The organism is Scytonema sp. UIC 10036, assembly GCF_009725235.1.
In genome coordinates this window covers 1-17242 of record NZ_WJFC01000262.1, presented here as the reverse complement: position 1 = coordinate 17242, position 17242 = coordinate 1, and the positions used below count along the sequence as shown (strand labels likewise).

Annotated in this window: 17 protein-coding genes, 1 other RNA gene and 1 pseudogene; 12 read left to right on the top strand and 7 right to left on the bottom strand. The window is 41.0% G+C overall.

The genetic code is table 11. The annotated features are described in order from the left end of the window. The first annotated feature begins 100 nt into the window (after positions 1-100). From F7734_RS55360 to F7734_RS55350, 3 genes are all read left to right on the top strand, one after another. Positions 101-355: a UPF0175 family protein gene (locus tag F7734_RS55360; RefSeq protein ID WP_155752699.1), complete on the top strand. Its 255-nt coding sequence runs from the start codon at positions 101-103 to the stop codon at positions 353-355. A gap of 130 nt (positions 356-485) precedes the next feature. Further along, positions 486-902 carry a XisH family protein gene (locus tag F7734_RS55355; RefSeq protein WP_155752698.1) on the top strand — a complete coding sequence of 139 codons (417 nt, stop codon included), beginning with the start codon at positions 486-488 and terminating at the stop codon, positions 900-902. Continuing rightward, the gene (locus F7734_RS55350) at positions 890-1225 is read left to right on the top strand and encodes a XisI protein (RefSeq protein WP_155752697.1); all 336 of its coding nucleotides are present in this window, start codon (positions 890-892) and stop codon (positions 1223-1225) included. The genes F7734_RS55355 and F7734_RS55350 overlap by 13 nt, the downstream gene beginning before the upstream one ends. 20 nt (positions 1226-1245) lie before the next feature. Here the strand turns inward: F7734_RS55350 and F7734_RS55345 are convergent, their stop codons facing one another. Further along, positions 1246-1647 carry a hypothetical protein gene (locus tag F7734_RS55345; protein WP_155752696.1) on the bottom strand — a complete coding sequence of 134 codons (402 nt, stop codon included), beginning with the start codon at positions 1645-1647 and terminating at the stop codon, positions 1246-1248. 91 nt (positions 1648-1738) lie between these two features. Here F7734_RS55345 and murI point away from each other — a divergent pair, with 91 nt between their 5' ends. Together murI and F7734_RS55335 are read left to right on the top strand one after the other, a co-directional pair. Continuing rightward, positions 1739-2548 carry a glutamate racemase gene (gene murI, locus F7734_RS55340; protein WP_243147593.1) on the top strand — a complete coding sequence of 270 codons (810 nt, stop codon included), beginning with the start codon at positions 1739-1741 and terminating at the stop codon, positions 2546-2548. A 209-nt stretch (positions 2549-2757) separates the two neighbouring features. After that, a complete protein-coding gene (locus tag F7734_RS55335; protein WP_155752695.1) occupies positions 2758-2925 on the top strand; it encodes a hypothetical protein in 168 nt (55 codons plus the stop codon). A 10-nt stretch (positions 2926-2935) separates the two neighbouring features. Here the strand turns inward: F7734_RS55335 and F7734_RS55330 are convergent, their stop codons facing one another. Together F7734_RS55330 and F7734_RS55325 are read right to left on the bottom strand one after the other, a co-directional pair. Further along, the gene (locus F7734_RS55330; protein WP_155752694.1) at positions 2936-3262 is read right to left on the bottom strand and encodes an element excision factor XisI family protein; all 327 of its coding nucleotides are present in this window, start codon (positions 3260-3262) and stop codon (positions 2936-2938) included. A 229-nt stretch (positions 3263-3491) separates the two neighbouring features. Then, positions 3492-4580 carry an AAA family ATPase gene (locus tag F7734_RS55325; protein ID WP_155752693.1) on the bottom strand — a complete coding sequence of 363 codons (1089 nt, stop codon included), beginning with the start codon at positions 4578-4580 and terminating at the stop codon, positions 3492-3494. A 1067-nt stretch (positions 4581-5647) separates the two neighbouring features. Between F7734_RS55325 and F7734_RS55320 the strand changes: the two genes are divergently transcribed. The 3 genes from F7734_RS55320 (at position 5648) to F7734_RS55310 (ending at position 8927) form a co-directional block, all read left to right on the top strand. Further along, positions 5648-6895, top strand: coding sequence for a hypothetical protein (locus F7734_RS55320; RefSeq protein WP_155752692.1), 1248 nt, complete (start codon positions 5648-5650; stop codon positions 6893-6895). 5 nt (positions 6896-6900) lie between these two features. Continuing rightward, positions 6901-8130 carry a Dyp-type peroxidase domain-containing protein gene (locus F7734_RS66570; protein WP_166482761.1) on the top strand — a complete coding sequence of 410 codons (1230 nt, stop codon included), beginning with the start codon at positions 6901-6903 and terminating at the stop codon, positions 8128-8130. 197 nt (positions 8131-8327) lie between these two features. After that, positions 8328-8927, top strand: coding sequence for a hypothetical protein (locus F7734_RS55310; protein ID WP_155752691.1), 600 nt, complete (start codon positions 8328-8330; stop codon positions 8925-8927). Positions 8928-8934: 7 nt separating this feature from the next. On the opposite strand, the gene F7734_RS55305 is transcribed toward F7734_RS55310, so the two are convergent. Beyond that, complete coding sequence (locus tag F7734_RS55305; RefSeq protein WP_155752690.1) at positions 8935-9087, bottom strand: hypothetical protein; 153 nt, start codon at positions 9085-9087, stop codon at positions 8935-8937. A gap of 655 nt (positions 9088-9742) precedes the next feature. On the opposite strand from F7734_RS55305, the gene F7734_RS55300 reads away from it, so the two are divergent. The 4 genes from F7734_RS55300 (at position 9743) to F7734_RS55285 (ending at position 14697) form a co-directional block, all read left to right on the top strand. Beyond that, positions 9743-10915 (top strand): Na/Pi symporter, encoded by a 1173-nt coding sequence (locus tag F7734_RS55300; protein WP_243147592.1) that lies wholly within the window; start codon positions 9743-9745, stop codon positions 10913-10915. A gap of 53 nt (positions 10916-10968) precedes the next feature. Continuing rightward, complete coding sequence (locus tag F7734_RS55295) at positions 10969-12042, top strand: PstS family phosphate ABC transporter substrate-binding protein (protein WP_155752688.1); 1074 nt, start codon at positions 10969-10971, stop codon at positions 12040-12042. A 117-nt stretch (positions 12043-12159) separates the two neighbouring features. Next, positions 12160-14214, top strand: coding sequence for a potassium channel protein (locus tag F7734_RS55290; protein WP_155752687.1), 2055 nt, complete (start codon positions 12160-12162; stop codon positions 14212-14214). 12 nt (positions 14215-14226) lie between these two features. Continuing rightward, complete coding sequence (locus tag F7734_RS55285; RefSeq protein ID WP_155752686.1) at positions 14227-14697, top strand: phosphate-starvation-inducible PsiE family protein; 471 nt, start codon at positions 14227-14229, stop codon at positions 14695-14697. 31 nt (positions 14698-14728) lie between these two features. Here the strand turns inward: F7734_RS55285 and F7734_RS55280 are convergent. From F7734_RS55280 to ssrA, 3 genes and pseudogenes are all read right to left on the bottom strand, one after another. Continuing rightward, positions 14729-15109 (bottom strand): annotated as a pseudogene (locus tag F7734_RS55280) (MBL fold metallo-hydrolase); the annotation flags it as partial. A 553-nt stretch (positions 15110-15662) separates the two neighbouring features. Next, positions 15663-16646, bottom strand: coding sequence for a hypothetical protein (locus F7734_RS55275; protein WP_155752685.1), 984 nt, complete (start codon positions 16644-16646; stop codon positions 15663-15665). An 81-nt stretch (positions 16647-16727) separates the two neighbouring features. Further along, positions 16728-17112, bottom strand: a transfer-messenger RNA (tmRNA) gene (gene ssrA, locus F7734_RS55270). Positions 17113-17242: the final 130 nt, after the last annotated feature.

The window sequence follows — 17242 nt, the reverse complement described above, 5'->3', positions numbered from 1 at the left end:
GGGTTAGGGTGGGTTAAAAAATATTTAATACATCAATCATGACTTTTCAAACATCCTCTTACAGTTAGGTGAATTTTTAGAATGAATTAGATGAAAAAATATGTCCTTGCAACTCAGAATCGACTATCCAGAAACTTTACCAGATGCCTTACAACAGACGCGAGAACAGTTTGAGCAAGAAGCAAAAATGGTAATGGCAGCTAAGCTATTTGAAATGAAACGCATTTCTTCTGGCGTTGCAGCACAATTAGCAGGCATGGATAGAGTTTCTTTTTTGCTCAATTTACATCATTATGGAGTTCCAATGATTGATTTAACAGAAGAAGAACTTTTATCTGATGTAGAAAATGCCTAATACTAATATCATCACTGATACGACAAAGTTATTTGTTTTTAGGTACTTGAGTTTTACTGAATATTTCTGATTCAATTTATTTTAAAAAATAAAAGAATTTGAGAATGGTTGTTATGAGAGGTTTTGAGAAATGGCTAAAGATATTTTTCATCAACAGGTGAAAAATGCTTTAATTAAAGATGGTTGGAAAATCACTCACGATCCGTTGACGATTCGTATTAGCGAAGTTATTAAAGTACAAATAGATTTAGCAGCAGACAATGCAATTGCTGCAGAACGTGATAAAGAAAAAATAGCAGTTGAAATTAAAAGTTTTATAGCAGGTTCTGATATTAATGAATTTCACACCGCACTTGGACAATACCTTAATTACCGCCAAGCATTGGAGGAAAATGAACCAGACAGAATTGTTTATTTAGCTGTTCCACAAGAAACATACTTAGACTTTTTCCAACTCCCTTTTGTCCAGAGAGCGCTTCAACGCCATCAAGTGAAGTTAGTCACTTACGAACCCAAACAGGAGGAGATACGGCAATGGATAAAATAGAACGCTATCGTCAAATTATAAAACAAATTTTAACCGAGCACGCACAAAATAGCTCTGACACCGATACTGTAAAGTCACAGCTTATCTTTGACAATGAAAACAACCACTACCAATTAGCTTATGTAGGTTGGCAAGGTGAGAAACGGGTATTTGGTCCTGTGATGCATTTTGATATTCAAAATGAAAAGATATGGGTTCAATACAATGGTACAGAAGAACTTGTTGGCGAGAGGTTAGTTGAGTTAGGTGTACCTTCCTCCGACATTGTTATTGGTTTTTACTCACCATTTAAACGTCAATTTACTCCTTACGCTGTTGAGTGAGAATTCGCTTCTAACTGACATTAGGCTACATTGCTATGTGTGGGTAAGAGCTCTTTAATCAACACTTTCAAATCAACTTGACGAAGTGGAGCCAGTTGTATCAATGCTTCTGCACGTTCAGCATCTTGTTGTTCGACGCGTTCAACGTACATGAGTAGCTCTTGGTGCTCTGTGTCTGTAATGACGCCCATATCGTTTTGCTGACGCAGGTAAGCCAATCTATCTTGTTCTTTAGAAGACAGACGGCGTTGAATAATTTGAAGCAAAGCGGCTTCATCAGGTGAGGGCTTTGGTGATTTCGATACCTGTAGCGCCTCGTGAGAAAGGGTTTCCAAAAATTCAACAGCCTTTACTAAAGATTCTCCTGGTAATTCTTCGAGTAAAGCGCTCGCTCTGTGACGAATTTCTGTTGGTACAGCCATAGGAAAATCTAATCTCGTTTGCTTTTAGCTTTGATTATAGCTATTAGATAGGATATAATCGCAAGCGCTTGGAACAGTTAAGCGTCGCACTATGTGTATGAACCCTTCCGCACCAATTGGCGTTTTTGACTCTGGGGTAGGTGGCTTGTCGGTGTTACGTGCTATTCGCACGGAGCTACCCCACGAACACTTGTGCTATATAGCAGACTCCGGTCACGTTCCATATGGCACCAAAACGCCAGAGTATCTCCAACAGCGTGCGCTGGAGCTTACCCGTTTTCTGCTTGTGCAGGGTGCAAAGGCACTGGTGATTGCTTGCAACACTGCAACTGTTGCCGCAGTGGCAAACCTCCGCGCAACGTTTTCCGTACCTATTATTGCGGTAGAGCCTGCTGTGAAGCCAGCAGTAGCGGTGACTAAAACGGGGATCGTGGGTGTACTTGCAACTGCTGCGACGTCCGCGAGTGCTCAGTTTGAATCATTGCGAAAACTGTTTGGAGCAAGGGTCACGATCCTGACACAAGCGTGTCCGCACCTTGTTACGCAAGTCGAGGCTGGTGACCTCACCAGTCCGATGACGCGTGTATTGATTGAGCAGTATACGGCACCACTGTTGGCGGCTGGCGCAGATACGCTTGTGCTAGGCTGCACGCATTATCCCTTCCTCCGTCCACTTATTGACGATGTAGTGGGACCTGGTGTGACCATAATCGATACGGGCGTGGCTGTCACGCGTCAGCTGTCGCGGGTACTTGCAGCGCAGAATCTATTAAATGTAGATCTGATACCTGGTAGTGAGCATTTTTGGACGAGTGGTAAGGTGCAGACAACGCAAGGCGTCATTTCTACTCTATGGGGTCACGCAGTAACCGTGCAACGGCTGCCTCAAACGGTTGCGTGAGTGCCTGGTCTCATTGCACCCGTGTTGCGATAGATTTTACCGTAAGCAACCAAGAACAAATCGGGGTTAATGTAACCAGACCCTGACAAATTTTGGGTCTGGTTACACTCAAACTTTTCCTTTGTTTGATTAGGGTGGATACGTCAACTGCCAAAGAGCGAGCTAAATTTTCTTCAATAAAGGGTTGAAGTTCAAGTGCATCTGGAAATGTGGATTCTTCATACTTTGGAGAAATTGCCGTTGAGTACAAAAAACAAATCCAATTAGATAGTTTAATAGTGGCAGATTGTGCTTTATATATAGAAGCGAATCTCAAACTCATGTCAGAGATGAGATTGCTTTTGTGGTTATTGGTGAAGCAGATTAAAAAAAAGTAGTTTCAATTTTTTAAGGACATAAACTTAGATGCTGCTGTTCTTGGAAAAGCCCTGTCACGATATCCTCTGCTGCAATTCCTGCAGCAATTAACGCTTCAGTCAGTCCCTCCTCAAAATTATCATCCTCAATAACAACCTTGCCGTCTCCCAGTCGAGCATGAAACAACATTGTGTTCAACCAAGTATTCTTATTCCAACCCGTCGCAATGATAAGAAATTGACCAGACTCAGCATCACACACTGAGCGAATTTGGATATTTTGTAACCTAGGCTGTGCAGTTGATGCCTTCCGCAACACTTGTGTCAATATTTTAGCATAGGTTAGTGAATTATCCATTTTACAATAACCTCATCTGTAGACAGAACTAACCGCAGCCTGTAGCGGATGGACGCTGATACATTTGTAACTCAGCAGACTGGGAAACACCATATCAATATCAAAGAAATGTTGGAGTAGCGATCGCAAAAACATAATGGTTCGTTATGAAATTATGCCTCAAGACGTAGCAACCATTGATTAACAAAAGTTTCCTCAGTTTGCCCTTCTACGAAAATATTTACCCGGATCATCGTGAAGGTCTCCCCCTAACAACGTTCTTCTTCCAAAGCTCACCCAGGCTACAGTCCTCAAGCCATTCCTCCAACTCGTACCGATTCAGCCTACGAAGTGATGATTTCCCTTCATCACGGTCTACTACAATGACATCATTTGCATCAAATTCATTCAGCAGTTCCACCGACTGGGTTGACACAATCACTTGTTTGGAGGTAGTCCGTATTAATGATGCCAAGACGGTAATAGCGTAGGGATGAAGACCCAGTTCTGGCTCATCAACTAGAATTGTCTCAGGCTGAAGCTCTTCAGGTTGCAGGAAAACGGTTGCCAGACACATGAAGCGCAATGTACCATCTGAAAGCAGATGTGCCTTGAACGGAATATCCTGACCTCGCTCAAACCATTCCAACTCGATAAACTCCTTGTTTTGCGGCGAGGGACGCAGGTAAAAGTCTCCAAAAAACGGTGCAACAAGCCGGATAGTTTTGACAATTTTTTGATAAGAGGCTGGGTAGCGATCGCGCAACAGATACAGGAAGGATGGTAAGTTACGTGCATCACTCCGCAGGTAAGCGTTGTCATTGATACCATGTAGCTGTTTTACATAAGCGCTGTCACTAGTGTCATGAAAATGATAAACCCGCCACTGTTGCATAGCTGACACAACGGACTCGTCAATTCCTGTTCTTGTACCAACGAAAGCTTGTGTCTCGAAATGTCCCCTACCTATTTCACGCTCACCACTCATATTCCACCAGAAAGACTCTTTCGCAAACATCAGACGATTATCTTGCGTTGGTTCTAAGGTGGCGAAGTAGCCATTATTGCCGAAGTATAGCTGAAACTCCAGTTGTTCCGTTGTTTTGCGTCCAAAATGCAATAATGCATCCGGACTACCCAGGCGGCTGACAAAAACTTGCAGGTTGCGATCGAGCAACTGCTGAATCATCCGAAAGAACCCGATAAAATTAGATTTACCCGCACCATTAGCGCCAATCAAAACGTTAACTCTAGAAAGTTCCAAGTCGCACCTTGCAATAGATTTGAAGCCTTTTAAAACAATTCTTGACAGTTGTTTGTCTTTATTCGTCCCCGTCATGAAAAAGTCTCCCAATATCCAGGCTTTTCCGGTGCTCATTTCATTATAAGATGACAACAAAAAACATTAACAAGCGTGTAGGTTGGGTTGAGGAACGAAACCCAACATTGAACCATAACAAGCGTGTAAATTGGGTTTCGTTCCTCAACCCAACATTGAACCATTTGTGACTTTGTACTCAGGTTTCAGAACAAATATAAATCATAATACCGTTTTCATATGAAGATGCATACAAAGAACCCCACCGCCTACGGCACCTCCCCTTACCAAGGGGAGGCTGGGAGGGGTAAAAATAATGTGCAGCTTCATAGAGAATTGGTATAAGTACAAAGATGTTAGCGATCGCCAATCTAAACATGATGTTTTCTATCGCGTTTTTTTTGCGGATTCTCATTCTCTTGATAGATTGACAAATGCATCATGACCTGAAATTGTCACCAATGACATTTATAGCCTTTCTCAGTCTCATGAGGTACACCCCCCTTTCATTTCCCCTTTGTAAGGGGGGACAGAGGGGGGTAATTTTTGTACCTCACCAGGTTGAAATTTGCTGTAACCCTTATTGTTGGGTTTCGTTCCGAATGGCACTAAGTTAAGACACAACCCTTACCCCACCTGGTTCCCAGCCTGGAGGCTGGGAACCCATGCTGGGAGGCTCCGCCTCCTTGGGCTTGACTAGAGGCATAGCCTCTCGGAATGCATTCCCAGCCTGGAGGCTGGGAACGAGACAATACAAGACTTTGGGCTTATCTTAGTGCCATTCGGTTTCGTTCCTCAACCCAACCTACACATTTGGCGATTTAAGATTGATTTTATAATGACCTTTAAATTCTTAAATTCAATTGGTACCACAATTTTATTTATACGTCTGCTATTTAGGTGTAGGAGTTCTGGAACGCAAAGCCCCAAGAGTGCATAAGTGAATTTTGCTTACACCTACACCTATTAAAGATACAACCAGGAAAGCTCTCCAAGCTTTACTCCTGTTCTGGAAAATCTTGTATACACACAAGACAACTTTTGTCAATGCTTGAGTCCTAATTAAATGAAAAAAGGAGCAACGAGTTATGGTTTATGACGTTCCAGGTCGTGTTGACCAACTGAGTGCTGACTTAGTTCAGAAATGGAATGAAGCAATTCAAGCTGCTTATGCGAATTTACAGCCCGATTTTGGCAGTCGCTTTTTTACCCTTGACCCCAGCACCTTGACTAACCCCATTCCTGCACCAATTAAGTGGTTTGGCGATCCAGCAGAACCTAACTTTTGTCTTGGTGCAGAAGTGGCGCGGCAGTTATCTGATTGGGGTGTTCGAGGAAGACACGTCTTGCATAATGAGTACTGCGAATATCGAATTATTGAGAAAGCAGATGCTACAGGTCGGATGCGACCAAAACGAGTCCAAGTCACAACTGAATTGCGCGAGTATTGGGTATCTGTTGCTACGCATGACCCTTTAGCTGTGCGTGCAATGGCACAAAGTGTACTGGGCTTTGAGCCAACTTGGGAAGACCTTTACGGCGTCAGCGACCCACTTGCGTTAACTGAACAGCAGCGCTCAATTGCTTTCTCGACACTGGTTGCAGGTCATGGTAATGATAACGAGCTGATTGTCGCAGGCGTTCCGAGCCAACCAACTGGTAAGTTAAACACTGACAACGCTTTATTTATGACCCATCCGATTAACGGGCTTGACGACCTGCTTTACATCGTAATGTTTGGTGCCAAGCCTTATGCCAGTGGGACTCCTAGCAATCCAGTACAAGCAACACGGGAACAACTTTTCCGTGAATTTGGTGTGGAGCATTTGGCGTGTCGTCATGCAGACCCAAATGCAGCAATGGGTGCCTTGGGAGGTGCTTTTAACGGACATACAGTTGCGTTTGCCAACCCGTTAGGAATGTATATTCGTTCGTTCACAAAAAATGTATTTTTGTTTAAGGGGGAACCCATTCCAGATTCATGGGTGCGTTTGAGCAGAGGTGCAACAGAAGAAATGTGTCAACGCTTGGAATTTGGTCCTGGTGATGACGAGCCAGCGTTTTTAGATGATATTACGGTGGCTATTGGTGGCAATGAAGAACCGCTAACAGGTGGGTTTCAAGTGGTACAACAGATGGAAGTAGGACCTCTGGTCGTTATTGGGCAACCGACTCCAATTGCAGAAGATGAGTATGTCATTCTCAGTACAAGCGACGCTCCTATCGAATGCCAAGAAGCTGACGTTTGTCAAACTATACAGTCTCTCAAGCAAGAGTTTGACAACACGCAACAAATTGTACGAGTAGCACCGCGAACAATGGGATTTAGGAGTTAAAGAGTGTGGCAGACAAATTGCAAGAAGGAATTTATCATGCTCCAGGGGTAAGACCGGGTAACTTTTTTAACATTTTATTTTTACGCGCTTTACCGGGTTTGGATGCTCGCCAGGTGGGAGAAGCATTTGGCAAGCTTTGGCAGATGTATCAGGGGTTGAAAAATGGCGAGATAACGGATTTGCCAGGACAGCCCCTTCCTGCAGGCGATCTAACGGTTCTTGTTGGCTACGGTGCAAATGTCTTTAAACTCCCTGGTATTCAACGCCAAGTACCCAGTCAGATTAAGGAGTTTGGCACTTTTCGCTCACCCTTGCCAACCGGAGGGGGTCCACTACTGATTGGTTCGGGTTTGCGGTATGCAGATGATGTGAAAGCAAATCCCGCTACTGAGGAAATTGCAGTGCAGTTTATTGCACAAACGCAACTGGCGGTAAATCGTGCAGTTGTGGAGACGTGGAAAGCATTGCAAAATATGAGCGATCTTGCTACAGGTGCTGCTCCATTACTTTTGACTGGCTTTTACAGTGGGTTTCAACGCGATGATGGGCGTAGCTGGATTGATTTTCATGACGGTATCTCTAACATGAAAAGCTCCGAACGCCAGAGCGCGATCGCAATTAAACCTCGTCCGCCTCTTGAACAATGGATTGAAGGCGGTACTTATTTAGTCTTCCTTAGGATTGCAATTGAGTTGACAGTTTGGCAAAAGCTCAATCGTCAACAACAAGAGCTATTGGTAGGTAGAGATAAATTAACTGGTTGTCCTTTGATGTCCCTTGATAGTGAAGGTAATCCAGTCATCAAAACGGGCTGTCCAGTCACGGGAAGAACGGATGTTATAAGCCCTGGCAACGAAGCTTTCTTTGAACCGGAAACTGTGAATGACATAATTTTACAGCAAAGTCATGTCCAAAGAGCAAACCATCACCTGACACCAGTGAGCGATCGCAATTCACTCCGCATTTTCCGCCAAGGCTACGAGTTCCTTGAACCCATTGATAGCGCTCCTGGCTTTCGCGCAGGGTTGAACTTTGTGAGTTTTCAAGATACCCCCGAACGAGTGCTGAGAATGCTCACGCAAGAAACTTGGCTTGGCAGTACAAATTTTGGTGGTGACCCCAAAAACCAACTTCCTGGTATGAATAGGTTCTTAAGCATACGTGCAGCTGCGATTTTTTTGGTACCACCAATTGTCGAGGGCGAGCTATTTCCTGGAGCAGGTATTTTCATGTAATACAAATGCTGCGTATTGCTCCCCTTCCCATCCTAAGTAACTGCTAATTGTACATAATCACATACATTACCACAAATAACATAGAGACGCGCCAAATCACCTAGAGACTTGCCATGGCGCGTCTCTACATTTATGTATTATTATAATTATTGATAAATCTTAGAAAATATAATGTTAAAAGCTTTCAAAAAATTACGATGTCATACAGTGATTTTAAAACTCTTGATAAAGCAATTAACGACTTGAACCTAACTCTTGAGGAAAGCCATAACCTATTTGCTCGAGTTCCTCCAGTTCAAGCATCTCAACGATTAAAAGAAGCTCTGGAAGAAACCCTAGAGCTAGCTACTAATATCAGTACGGAAAAGGCAAGATCTGAATTAATTATCACTCCGATTCTTCTGGAAGTCAGAAGAATGTTTCCAAACAAAATTGGTTATTTTTCAGGAAATTCATTTAATGTAGATGAAAGTAGAGGACTCAATGGTGTCTGTGATTTTATTTTGACCGCTTCAGACAATCAGTTGTTAATTACCGCTCCAGTTATGACAGTCGTTGGAGCTAAAGATAATGACATTAAGTTGGGTTTAGGACAATGTGTCGCTGAAATGGTAGCTGCTCAAATATTTAACGATCGCAAAGGACAATCAACAACAATATATGGAGCAGTCTCAACTGGTACGTTGTGGAAGTTTTTAACTCTCGAAGCACAAACCATCAGAATTGACAGGACAGAATACTTCATCGCACAACTTGAAGAAATTCTTGGAATTTTATCCGAGCCATTTAGGAAATAAAAGTACATCACTTGCGTAATTGTGAATGAGGAGAAAGTCGTGAAGTGGTAGATATTTGTACTTTTTTTGCTTCGATGGCTGCTTGTCGAGCTTCATATTCACATACTAAACGTACAATCATTTCAGCGATCGACTCAACTCTTTCATCAGTACTTTGCATAATATCCAATTATTGATTGCAATTCAAAAATAAGCATTTGTCAAAAGACGTGCTGTAGCATGAAGAGCGATCGCTTTCTCCAAAAATGTTCTCTGCAATCCAAATACAAAACTTTTCTGAAACTCCTTTTGGTCATCAGCATTCTAAAATGTAATATAATTACTATGTATATTCTAAGCAAAAAATCATACTAGTAATATAAATTGATTTTTAAAAATCAATTTATTTTTTAAACTATATTGATTATGTGAGACTCTTATTCGATGACTCAACTACAAGTAAGAGAGCAATACTACAGGCATAAGCTTTGATTTCTTGTAGTTCGCATTGCGCTCTCTTTATTTGTGTTGAACATCCTCTTAAAATCTTTCACAACCTATCATAATAATTTTTATAAAAGTTAAATTTTGATTATCAAGAGTTTATTTTTTAGTTATTAAATACAATAAAGTTTTTAAGAAAAAAGAAAATAAATATTGTAAGTTGTGGTGATAAAATCTGCATAGATTTATTTAAATCTATGCAACATATATAGCTCACATCATAATACGCGTCTGTATAGCACTAAAACTCACATTGAGAAGGAGCGACAATGTTCTCTATCGCAAAATGCAATAGAAAATTGCTTGAATGGTTGAGTATTGGTTTTTTCGTAATGACTGTCATTATTTATCCTGCTTTATTAACTCCCGAACAGTCATCCAGTGTACCAATAGTAGAAGTTAACACCAGTATACAGACAGCAAAGCCTCTAGATGTTCAACCAGCTATCAAATTTGATATTGCTCAAGCTGCTTATGCATCTAGTGGAGCATCCAAAAGCGAAGGGAAATCAAAAGTCATAAACTTCTTTGCTATGGCAATGGGTGCTTTAGCAGGTTTGGTACTATTTATCTACGGTGTAACCCGCCTCTCTGAAGGATTGGAGGAAATCGGTACAGACCGTATGAAAGGTTTCTTGAGCAAATGTACGACTAATCGCTTTGCTGGAGTTCTAACCGGAGCTGTTGCTACAACCGTACTGGAATCTTCTTCTGTAACTATCATCATGGTCATTGCCATGGTCAGTGCTGGAGTACTGACATTTGTACAGTCTCTCGGTGTTGTTCTGGGTTCCAATATTGGCACAGCAGTGGGGGCGCAAATCATCTCCCTCGATATCAAGCATTACGTACCACTACTGATGTTTGCAGGAATGTTAGTACTGTTCGTCGGTAAGACAAAAGTACAGAAAAATCTTGGGATTATTTTGCTAGGTTTTGGCTTAATGTTTTATGGTCTGGAAGCGATCGATGAAGCCATGAAACCGTTCAGAAACTATCAGCCTTTCATCGACTTGATGCAAACCCTAGGAAAAAATCCACTGCTTGGTGCAGTTATTGGGGCAATTTTTACGGTGATTATTCAATCTTCTTCTGCTACAGTGGCGATCGTTATCACCCTGGCAAGCTCTGGTTTGATTTCACTTCCCGCAGGTGTTGCCATCATGTTGGGTGCTGAAGTTGGTACTTGTGCTGACACCCTATTAGCTACTGTAGGGCGCGGTCGCTCAGCGTTAAGGACAGGATTATTCCATTTTCTGTTTAACTTGGTGAGTGCTATCTTAGGCATTATCTTCGCTCCGTTATTAGTACAACTAGTTTTAGCGATTTCGGGTGGAGCAGGTGTCGGTCGCCAAGTTGCTAATGCTCAGATCATCTTTAACCTCATTGGTGTAGTTGTAGTCATCATATTTCTGCCAACCATCGCTCGGTTACTGGAAAAATTAGTTCCAGACACCAGTAACGATCGCATATTAAGTCCAGAAACAGTACAACCCGCCAGATAAATGCTCCATGCCCATTACCCATTTCCCTATTTTTTAGACAGGTTGAAAAGAGGATGTTTGTTCAAAATACTCGTATTGCATTTGTCAGTTGTGTAGCTACTCTCTTGTTGGGAGCATCTGCTTGCAGCAACAACCAGGCTGATGATACAACTGCTAGTTTTCCAGAAGCCGTACAGCAGGCAGAAAATGTCAGTTCCACTAGCACAACAAATTTGTCAGGCACTATAAAGATAGATGGTTCTAGTACTGTGTTTCCTGTTTCTAAAGTCATGGCACAAGAGTTTCAAAAAGCTAACTCTGGCGTGAAAATTGATGTAGCCTTTTCTGGTACTGGTGGAGGTTTCAAGAAATTCTGTGCAGGGGAAACTGACATTACAGATGCTTCTCGCCCGATTAATGAAGAAGAAGTCAAGCTTTGTCAAACAAACAACATAGAATACATCGAATTACCAGTAGCTTTTGATAGTCTCTCTGTTGTCGTTAACCCAAAAAATGACTTCGTTCAGTGTCTCAAAGTGAGCGAACTGAAAAAGATGTGGGAGCCTGGATCTGAAGGCAAAGTCAATAATTGGAATCAAATCCGTTCTAGCTTCCCCAATCAACCATTAAAGTTATTTGGTCCTGGCAGTGACTCTGGAACCTACGATTATTTCACCTTGGCGGTTGTTGGTCAAGAAGGGAAAAGTCGAAGTGATTACACCAAGAGTGAAAATGACGATGCTCTAGTTCAAGGAGTTTCTCAAGATCCGAATGGAATTGGCTTTTTTGGCTATGCCTACTATAAGACAAATAGAGATAAGCTCAAGCTAGCTAGTATCGACAATGGTTATGGTTGCGTACAGCCCAGCCCTCAAACAGTAGCAGATTCCAGCTATCAACCGCTTTCTCGTCCAATTTTTATCTATGTGAAGAAAGCGTCAGCCACTCGTCCAGAAGTTAAAGCCTTTACTAACTTCTATTTAGCACCGGAGAATGCCAACTTGGTATTACAAGTTGGTTATGTACCGTTACCTAACATCACCCTACAAGCAGCTAGTTCCCGATTTAACAACGGCATTACTGGTTCTTTGCTAGGAGGAAAAGGTTCTGTCATCGGTGTAGGACAAAAAGGGCTTCAAGAAAAATAGGAACTAAGGAGTAGGGAGTGGGGAGTATTGCTAATGGCTAATGGCTAATTGCTAATGGCTAATTGCTAATTGCTAATTGCTAATTGCTAATGACAAATGACTATTGACTAATGACCAATGACTTTTGACCAAACAGAAACTCCACGATCCTACTTCTTAATCTGTGGATTGGGAAGTTTGGGTCAATATTGTGTTGCTAAACTCAAAGAATTTGGTGTAAGTGTCACTGCAATCGATATTGCTTTACCCAGCATTTGGGAAGTGAACAATGTACCAGATTTATTAGAAGAACTAGCACTTGGTGATTGCCGACAACCAGATGTTCTGGCAAAAGCAAAGATTCAACAGTGTCAAGCTGTCTTGATAGTGACCAGTGATGAGCGTGTGAATATAGACACGGCTTTTGCTGTTAGAGTACTAAATCAACACGTTCGCATAGTTATACGCTCTTCCAAACAAAATCTCAATGAACTTTTAGATCGGAGCTTGGGTAATTTTACGGCTTTGGAAGCAACCCAAATCACAGCCTCTGCATTTGCGATCGCTGCTTTGGGGAGTGAAATTCAAGGATTAATCGAACTGAACGAACATTTGCTCCGTGTGGTTAAGTGTCAAGTTACTCCCAATCATCGTTGGTGCGATCGCCGTCTTGTCTATGAATTGAACAATCGGCATCGTCGCGTTCTCAGTCATGTTTCTGACACCAGAGAACAACCCACAGATTTGTATCAATGGGAGACAGATGCCACAATTCGATCGGGAGACATAGTGACTTACATAGAGTCACAGAGAATAGATGATGTATCTAGAGCATCAGTCACTGGTTTTTTACAAACAAAAACAAAACGTAACTTCAAACAGTTGTGGCAGGAAATTACAGAGCATTTCTTTGGTCATAGTTGGCAACAAATTCTCATGAGATGGTGGCAAGCAACGGCTCAACAGCAAACTAAACGAGTTGCCATAATTGTTGGTATTGCCTTACTGGGTTTACTGGCTCTTGGCACAATTGTTTTAAAAGCTACTTACCTACAGGAGAGCTGGCTAAGGGCTTTGTATGTAACAGGTGTAATGCTACTGGGTTCTTACGATACCGTGTTTGGTGCTCTTAACTCGTCTGACACCATCCCATTATGGATGCGGTTGATGAACTGGGGTTATATGCTGGCAGGTACTGCCTCAATTGCTGTTTTATATGCTCTATTAACGGAGAGTTTACTAGCAGCAAAGTTTCAATTAGTCAATAAGCGTCCGCCAATTCCCCAAGAAGACCATGTTATCTTAATTGGGTTAGGAAATCTAGGACGGCAAGTTGCTACTTTGTTAATGCAACTCCAACAGCCTTTAGTTGGAGTCAGCCATACAACACTAGAACCAAATGTCCTACCACAGATGCCTCTCGCAATTGATGACTTCACAAATGCATTTACCAAAGTGAATCTTGCAACTGCTAAAAGCATTGTTGTGACAACGGATGACGAAATAGCAAACTTAGAAATGAGTTTGATGGCTCATACCACCAATCCAGAAAGCAGTTTGGTCATTCGCACTTTCGATCCTCGTTTCAGTAAGAATCTCGCCCAAATCTTGCCAGATGCTGAGGTTTTGTGCGTATACTCTCTAGCAGCAGAAGCTTTTACTGCAGCGGCATTTGGTGAAAATATCCTGAATCTATTTCGACTTCACGACCAGACTGTCTTGGTGGCAGAGTACAATATTCAGTCGGATGACCCATTATGTGGATTACTCTTGGCGGAAGTTGCCTATGGCTATAGTATGATGCCAATTCTCTACCACAAATCCACTCAATTTTCTGCTGAGTTAATGCCTTCTGATGATATTCAACTTCAAGAGGGCGATCGTTTAGTTGTTTTACAAACCATTCACAGTTTGCAACGACTCGAACGCGGTGATATATTTCCTCGGCTTTGGCAAGTTCAAATTGATAGAGCTTTAACCAAAGATGCTGTATTTGATGGTGCAAGAACTATTGCCAGAATTTCTGGATGTGGTCTAGATGTTGCAGCAGAAGTAATGAATAATTTGCCTACAGTATTGCCGATTGCTCTTTATAAGTTACAAGCTCAACGTTTAGTGCGAGAACTTAATAAAGTTCAGACAAAAGCTCTTGCGATTCCTGTTTCTACTTACCCACATAACTATTCTTTATAATTAAACACAACAATGCGATTACTACGAAAATTATTTACACCTTTAGTTGATAATCGTCTGAATGACGATTTCATGATTTTTTTAGATAAAGTAGAAGATTTTTTTGCTAAGGTTCTCTCTTTAGCAATGATAGGAGTTGTTCTCTTTGCAATATTAGACTTAGGTGTTGTTTTAACCAAAGAGATGCTTAAGCCAACTCTTGGTAGCTTTTCTAGTACATTATTGAAAGTTTTCGGGCTATTTTTAAATATTTTGATTGCGCTAGAAATTACTCAGAATATCACATCCTATCTCAAGAGCCATGTTATTCAAATTGAGATGGTTATTATCACTTCCTTAATTGCCGTAGCTCGCAAAATTATCATTCTTGATTTTCAAAAAATTTCAGAATCAGAACTACTGGCTCTGGCTGCTACTATTATCGCCCTTTCTTTCTGTTATTGGGCTGTGCGACGAACAAATGCCAAATACCCATTCCACTAAAAAATTTACTTGATAGTGTAAATCTGTTTTGTACTAGGTTGTCCAAAAATTGCAGGGCAACTTTTGATGCTAGAACAGTTGCTCTTGGTGCTAATTGAAGCACATCTTCCACCAAGCCACTGTGATCTGGTTCTGTATGGCTGACAATGATGTAATCAATTGCCTTCGGGTTAACAAGGCTTTTGAGTGTATTTAAATACTGTTCGCGAAATTTGGTATGAGCGGTATCAACTAATGCTATCCTGTCACCTTTAATCAGGTACGAGTTATAAGTCGTACCATTTTGCAATCCAAATTCAATGTCAAAGCGATCGCGATCCCAGTCGAGACAGCGAATGGCAGTTGTATTAGGAGCTATTTCAACAGTTTGTATAGTTAGCCTTTTTTGGGCGTTCTCTGCGAGCGCAACCATTAATTCTCTCCGAGCACGAATCATCAGTCGTCGTTTCTGCTCTTATTGTGCTCATAATTCTTTTTGTAAAGTTGTTAAAGATTTTATTTTCTTTTAAATAGTTTTTGTAGCCAAAGAAACTATTTTCTGGCATTAACTCTTACTAAGAAATTGTTACTCATGGTCTTTTGTTAGCTTCTAGATTATATCAGATATTTGCTTTTTTTCAAATTGATTTTATGTAGGAGTTGTTAGAAAGCTTATCTTGAATCAATATATTTTGTAACGAAAAGCATCAATTTTACAACCGTTGTATAAGATTCCTATTTGATTTTTGAAATATTACGTAGGTAGGGCTATGCCACATAAAAATCTTATATGGTAGGCAGTGCTAGCCCTGTCAAGGTGACTCATAAAATTTTGATTCAGGCAGCAATTCCTCTTCTTTTTCCTCTGCGCCCTCAGCGCCTCTGCGGTTCAAAAGTTTTGGGAAATAGTAATTTCGTATTTTTATGCAAAACCTACGCAGTATTGCTTAAAAGTTTTCATGAATGATTTGGGATTGCTATATCTTTCAAACACCCTCTAATTGTCTGTAGTTAACTACAGACTTACAAAACTCTAAAAGTTCTTCTTCTTGAAAATCTCTCTTCGCAAAATTAGCCATTACGCTAACAAATTGAACATTTCCTGGTATGTAACCAACTGAGGAATCTATTCTGTCTAAACTAGCAGTTCTAGGATGTAGCTTATGAGTATCCCAATGAGCAGTTGTCTCAAGATTTTGTAATTGCCAACCAGTATATGGGCATCTTCCATCTTGCTTTTCCCAAAGTTCCTTGAGATATTCCAGTGTAATAGTACATTCCCGTCCGTGAGTTTTGACTCGTCTTCTCGCCAATTTCAAATGTTGCCGAAAAGGTGAGTATTTATCTCTGCGATCGCTGAAAAATAAATTATCTGAAATATTGCCTGCTATCTGTCCGACCGAATTTGCAACTGTTGTGTTTTTATTTTTATAAACGTCGGTACAAAAATTGATTAAATCTTCTTCCAAAAAAGCATTTTTAGCAAAATTAGCAATGACAGCTACAAACTGGATATTGTCCAAATAATAGCCTTGAGTAGAATCAATACGATCCACGCTTGCTCTGTAAATTGTTAAACGACTATTCTCATAATCATTCGTGCTAGGTAGAAGAACTAGTTCCCAACCAGTGTAAGGGCAAATTCCTTTTTGCTTTTCCCACAAAAATTTTAAGTCTTCTAATGCGATCGCACACTCTTGCTTTCTATGCTTAGAAGACTTTTTCATAACTTTTAAGTGATACCTGTAGGGAGAAAAAGCATCCCTTCTGATGATATTGCGTAAATAAGAGGTATCCTTATTTAACCTATCGCCAAAATTAATTAAACCTTTAAATTTTCCATAACATGACTTGGAACAAAAATGCTGTCTTCCTAATTTTGCACTTCTGTTAACCTCAGCTAATCGCTTGAGAAATTCTTTGCTACAGTCTGGATTTTCACAAATAACAAGAACTTCTGATTTACTCATGGAGATGGTATTTGATTTTTGTATCTGAAAAGCGTACCTATCAGTAAAACTTATCAACTGATAGGTACGCTTTTAGATTACTTATGGAGCTTATGGGAGTTGAACCCATGTCCGCAATGGGTATTGACCCCCCACTCATTCACAGGTTTAGCCCTTTTTACCCTCAGGGCGGGGAACGTTCTTTATCCCGAACGGTAGGATGCTCTGATTAAGTCTTAGCTAACAGCCAACCAGAGAACACTGCTAGCGCATCCGTTGGGGGTTGCCTCTAGCCCTTAACGGAGTCAGACTAGAAGCGCTCGAACCAGTTAGAGGTTATTAGGCAGCTACGACAGCTTGCTTACGAGCAAAAGGTACGATGTTGTTTGCATCTATTTTTTTGAGCCTTTGATTTTCGAGAGACGACTCACTCTCGACCTGAATCATAGAGCAGCTTTCGCCACCACGTCGAAACCGTTAAAGCCCCGTGTGGTTTATATATTCCATTGTAGTGCGGAATTTTAAAATGTGCCACAAGAGATTTTAGATTTTGGATTTTAGATTTTGGATTTTAGATTTTGGATTTTAGATTTTGGATTTTAGATTTTGGATTTTAG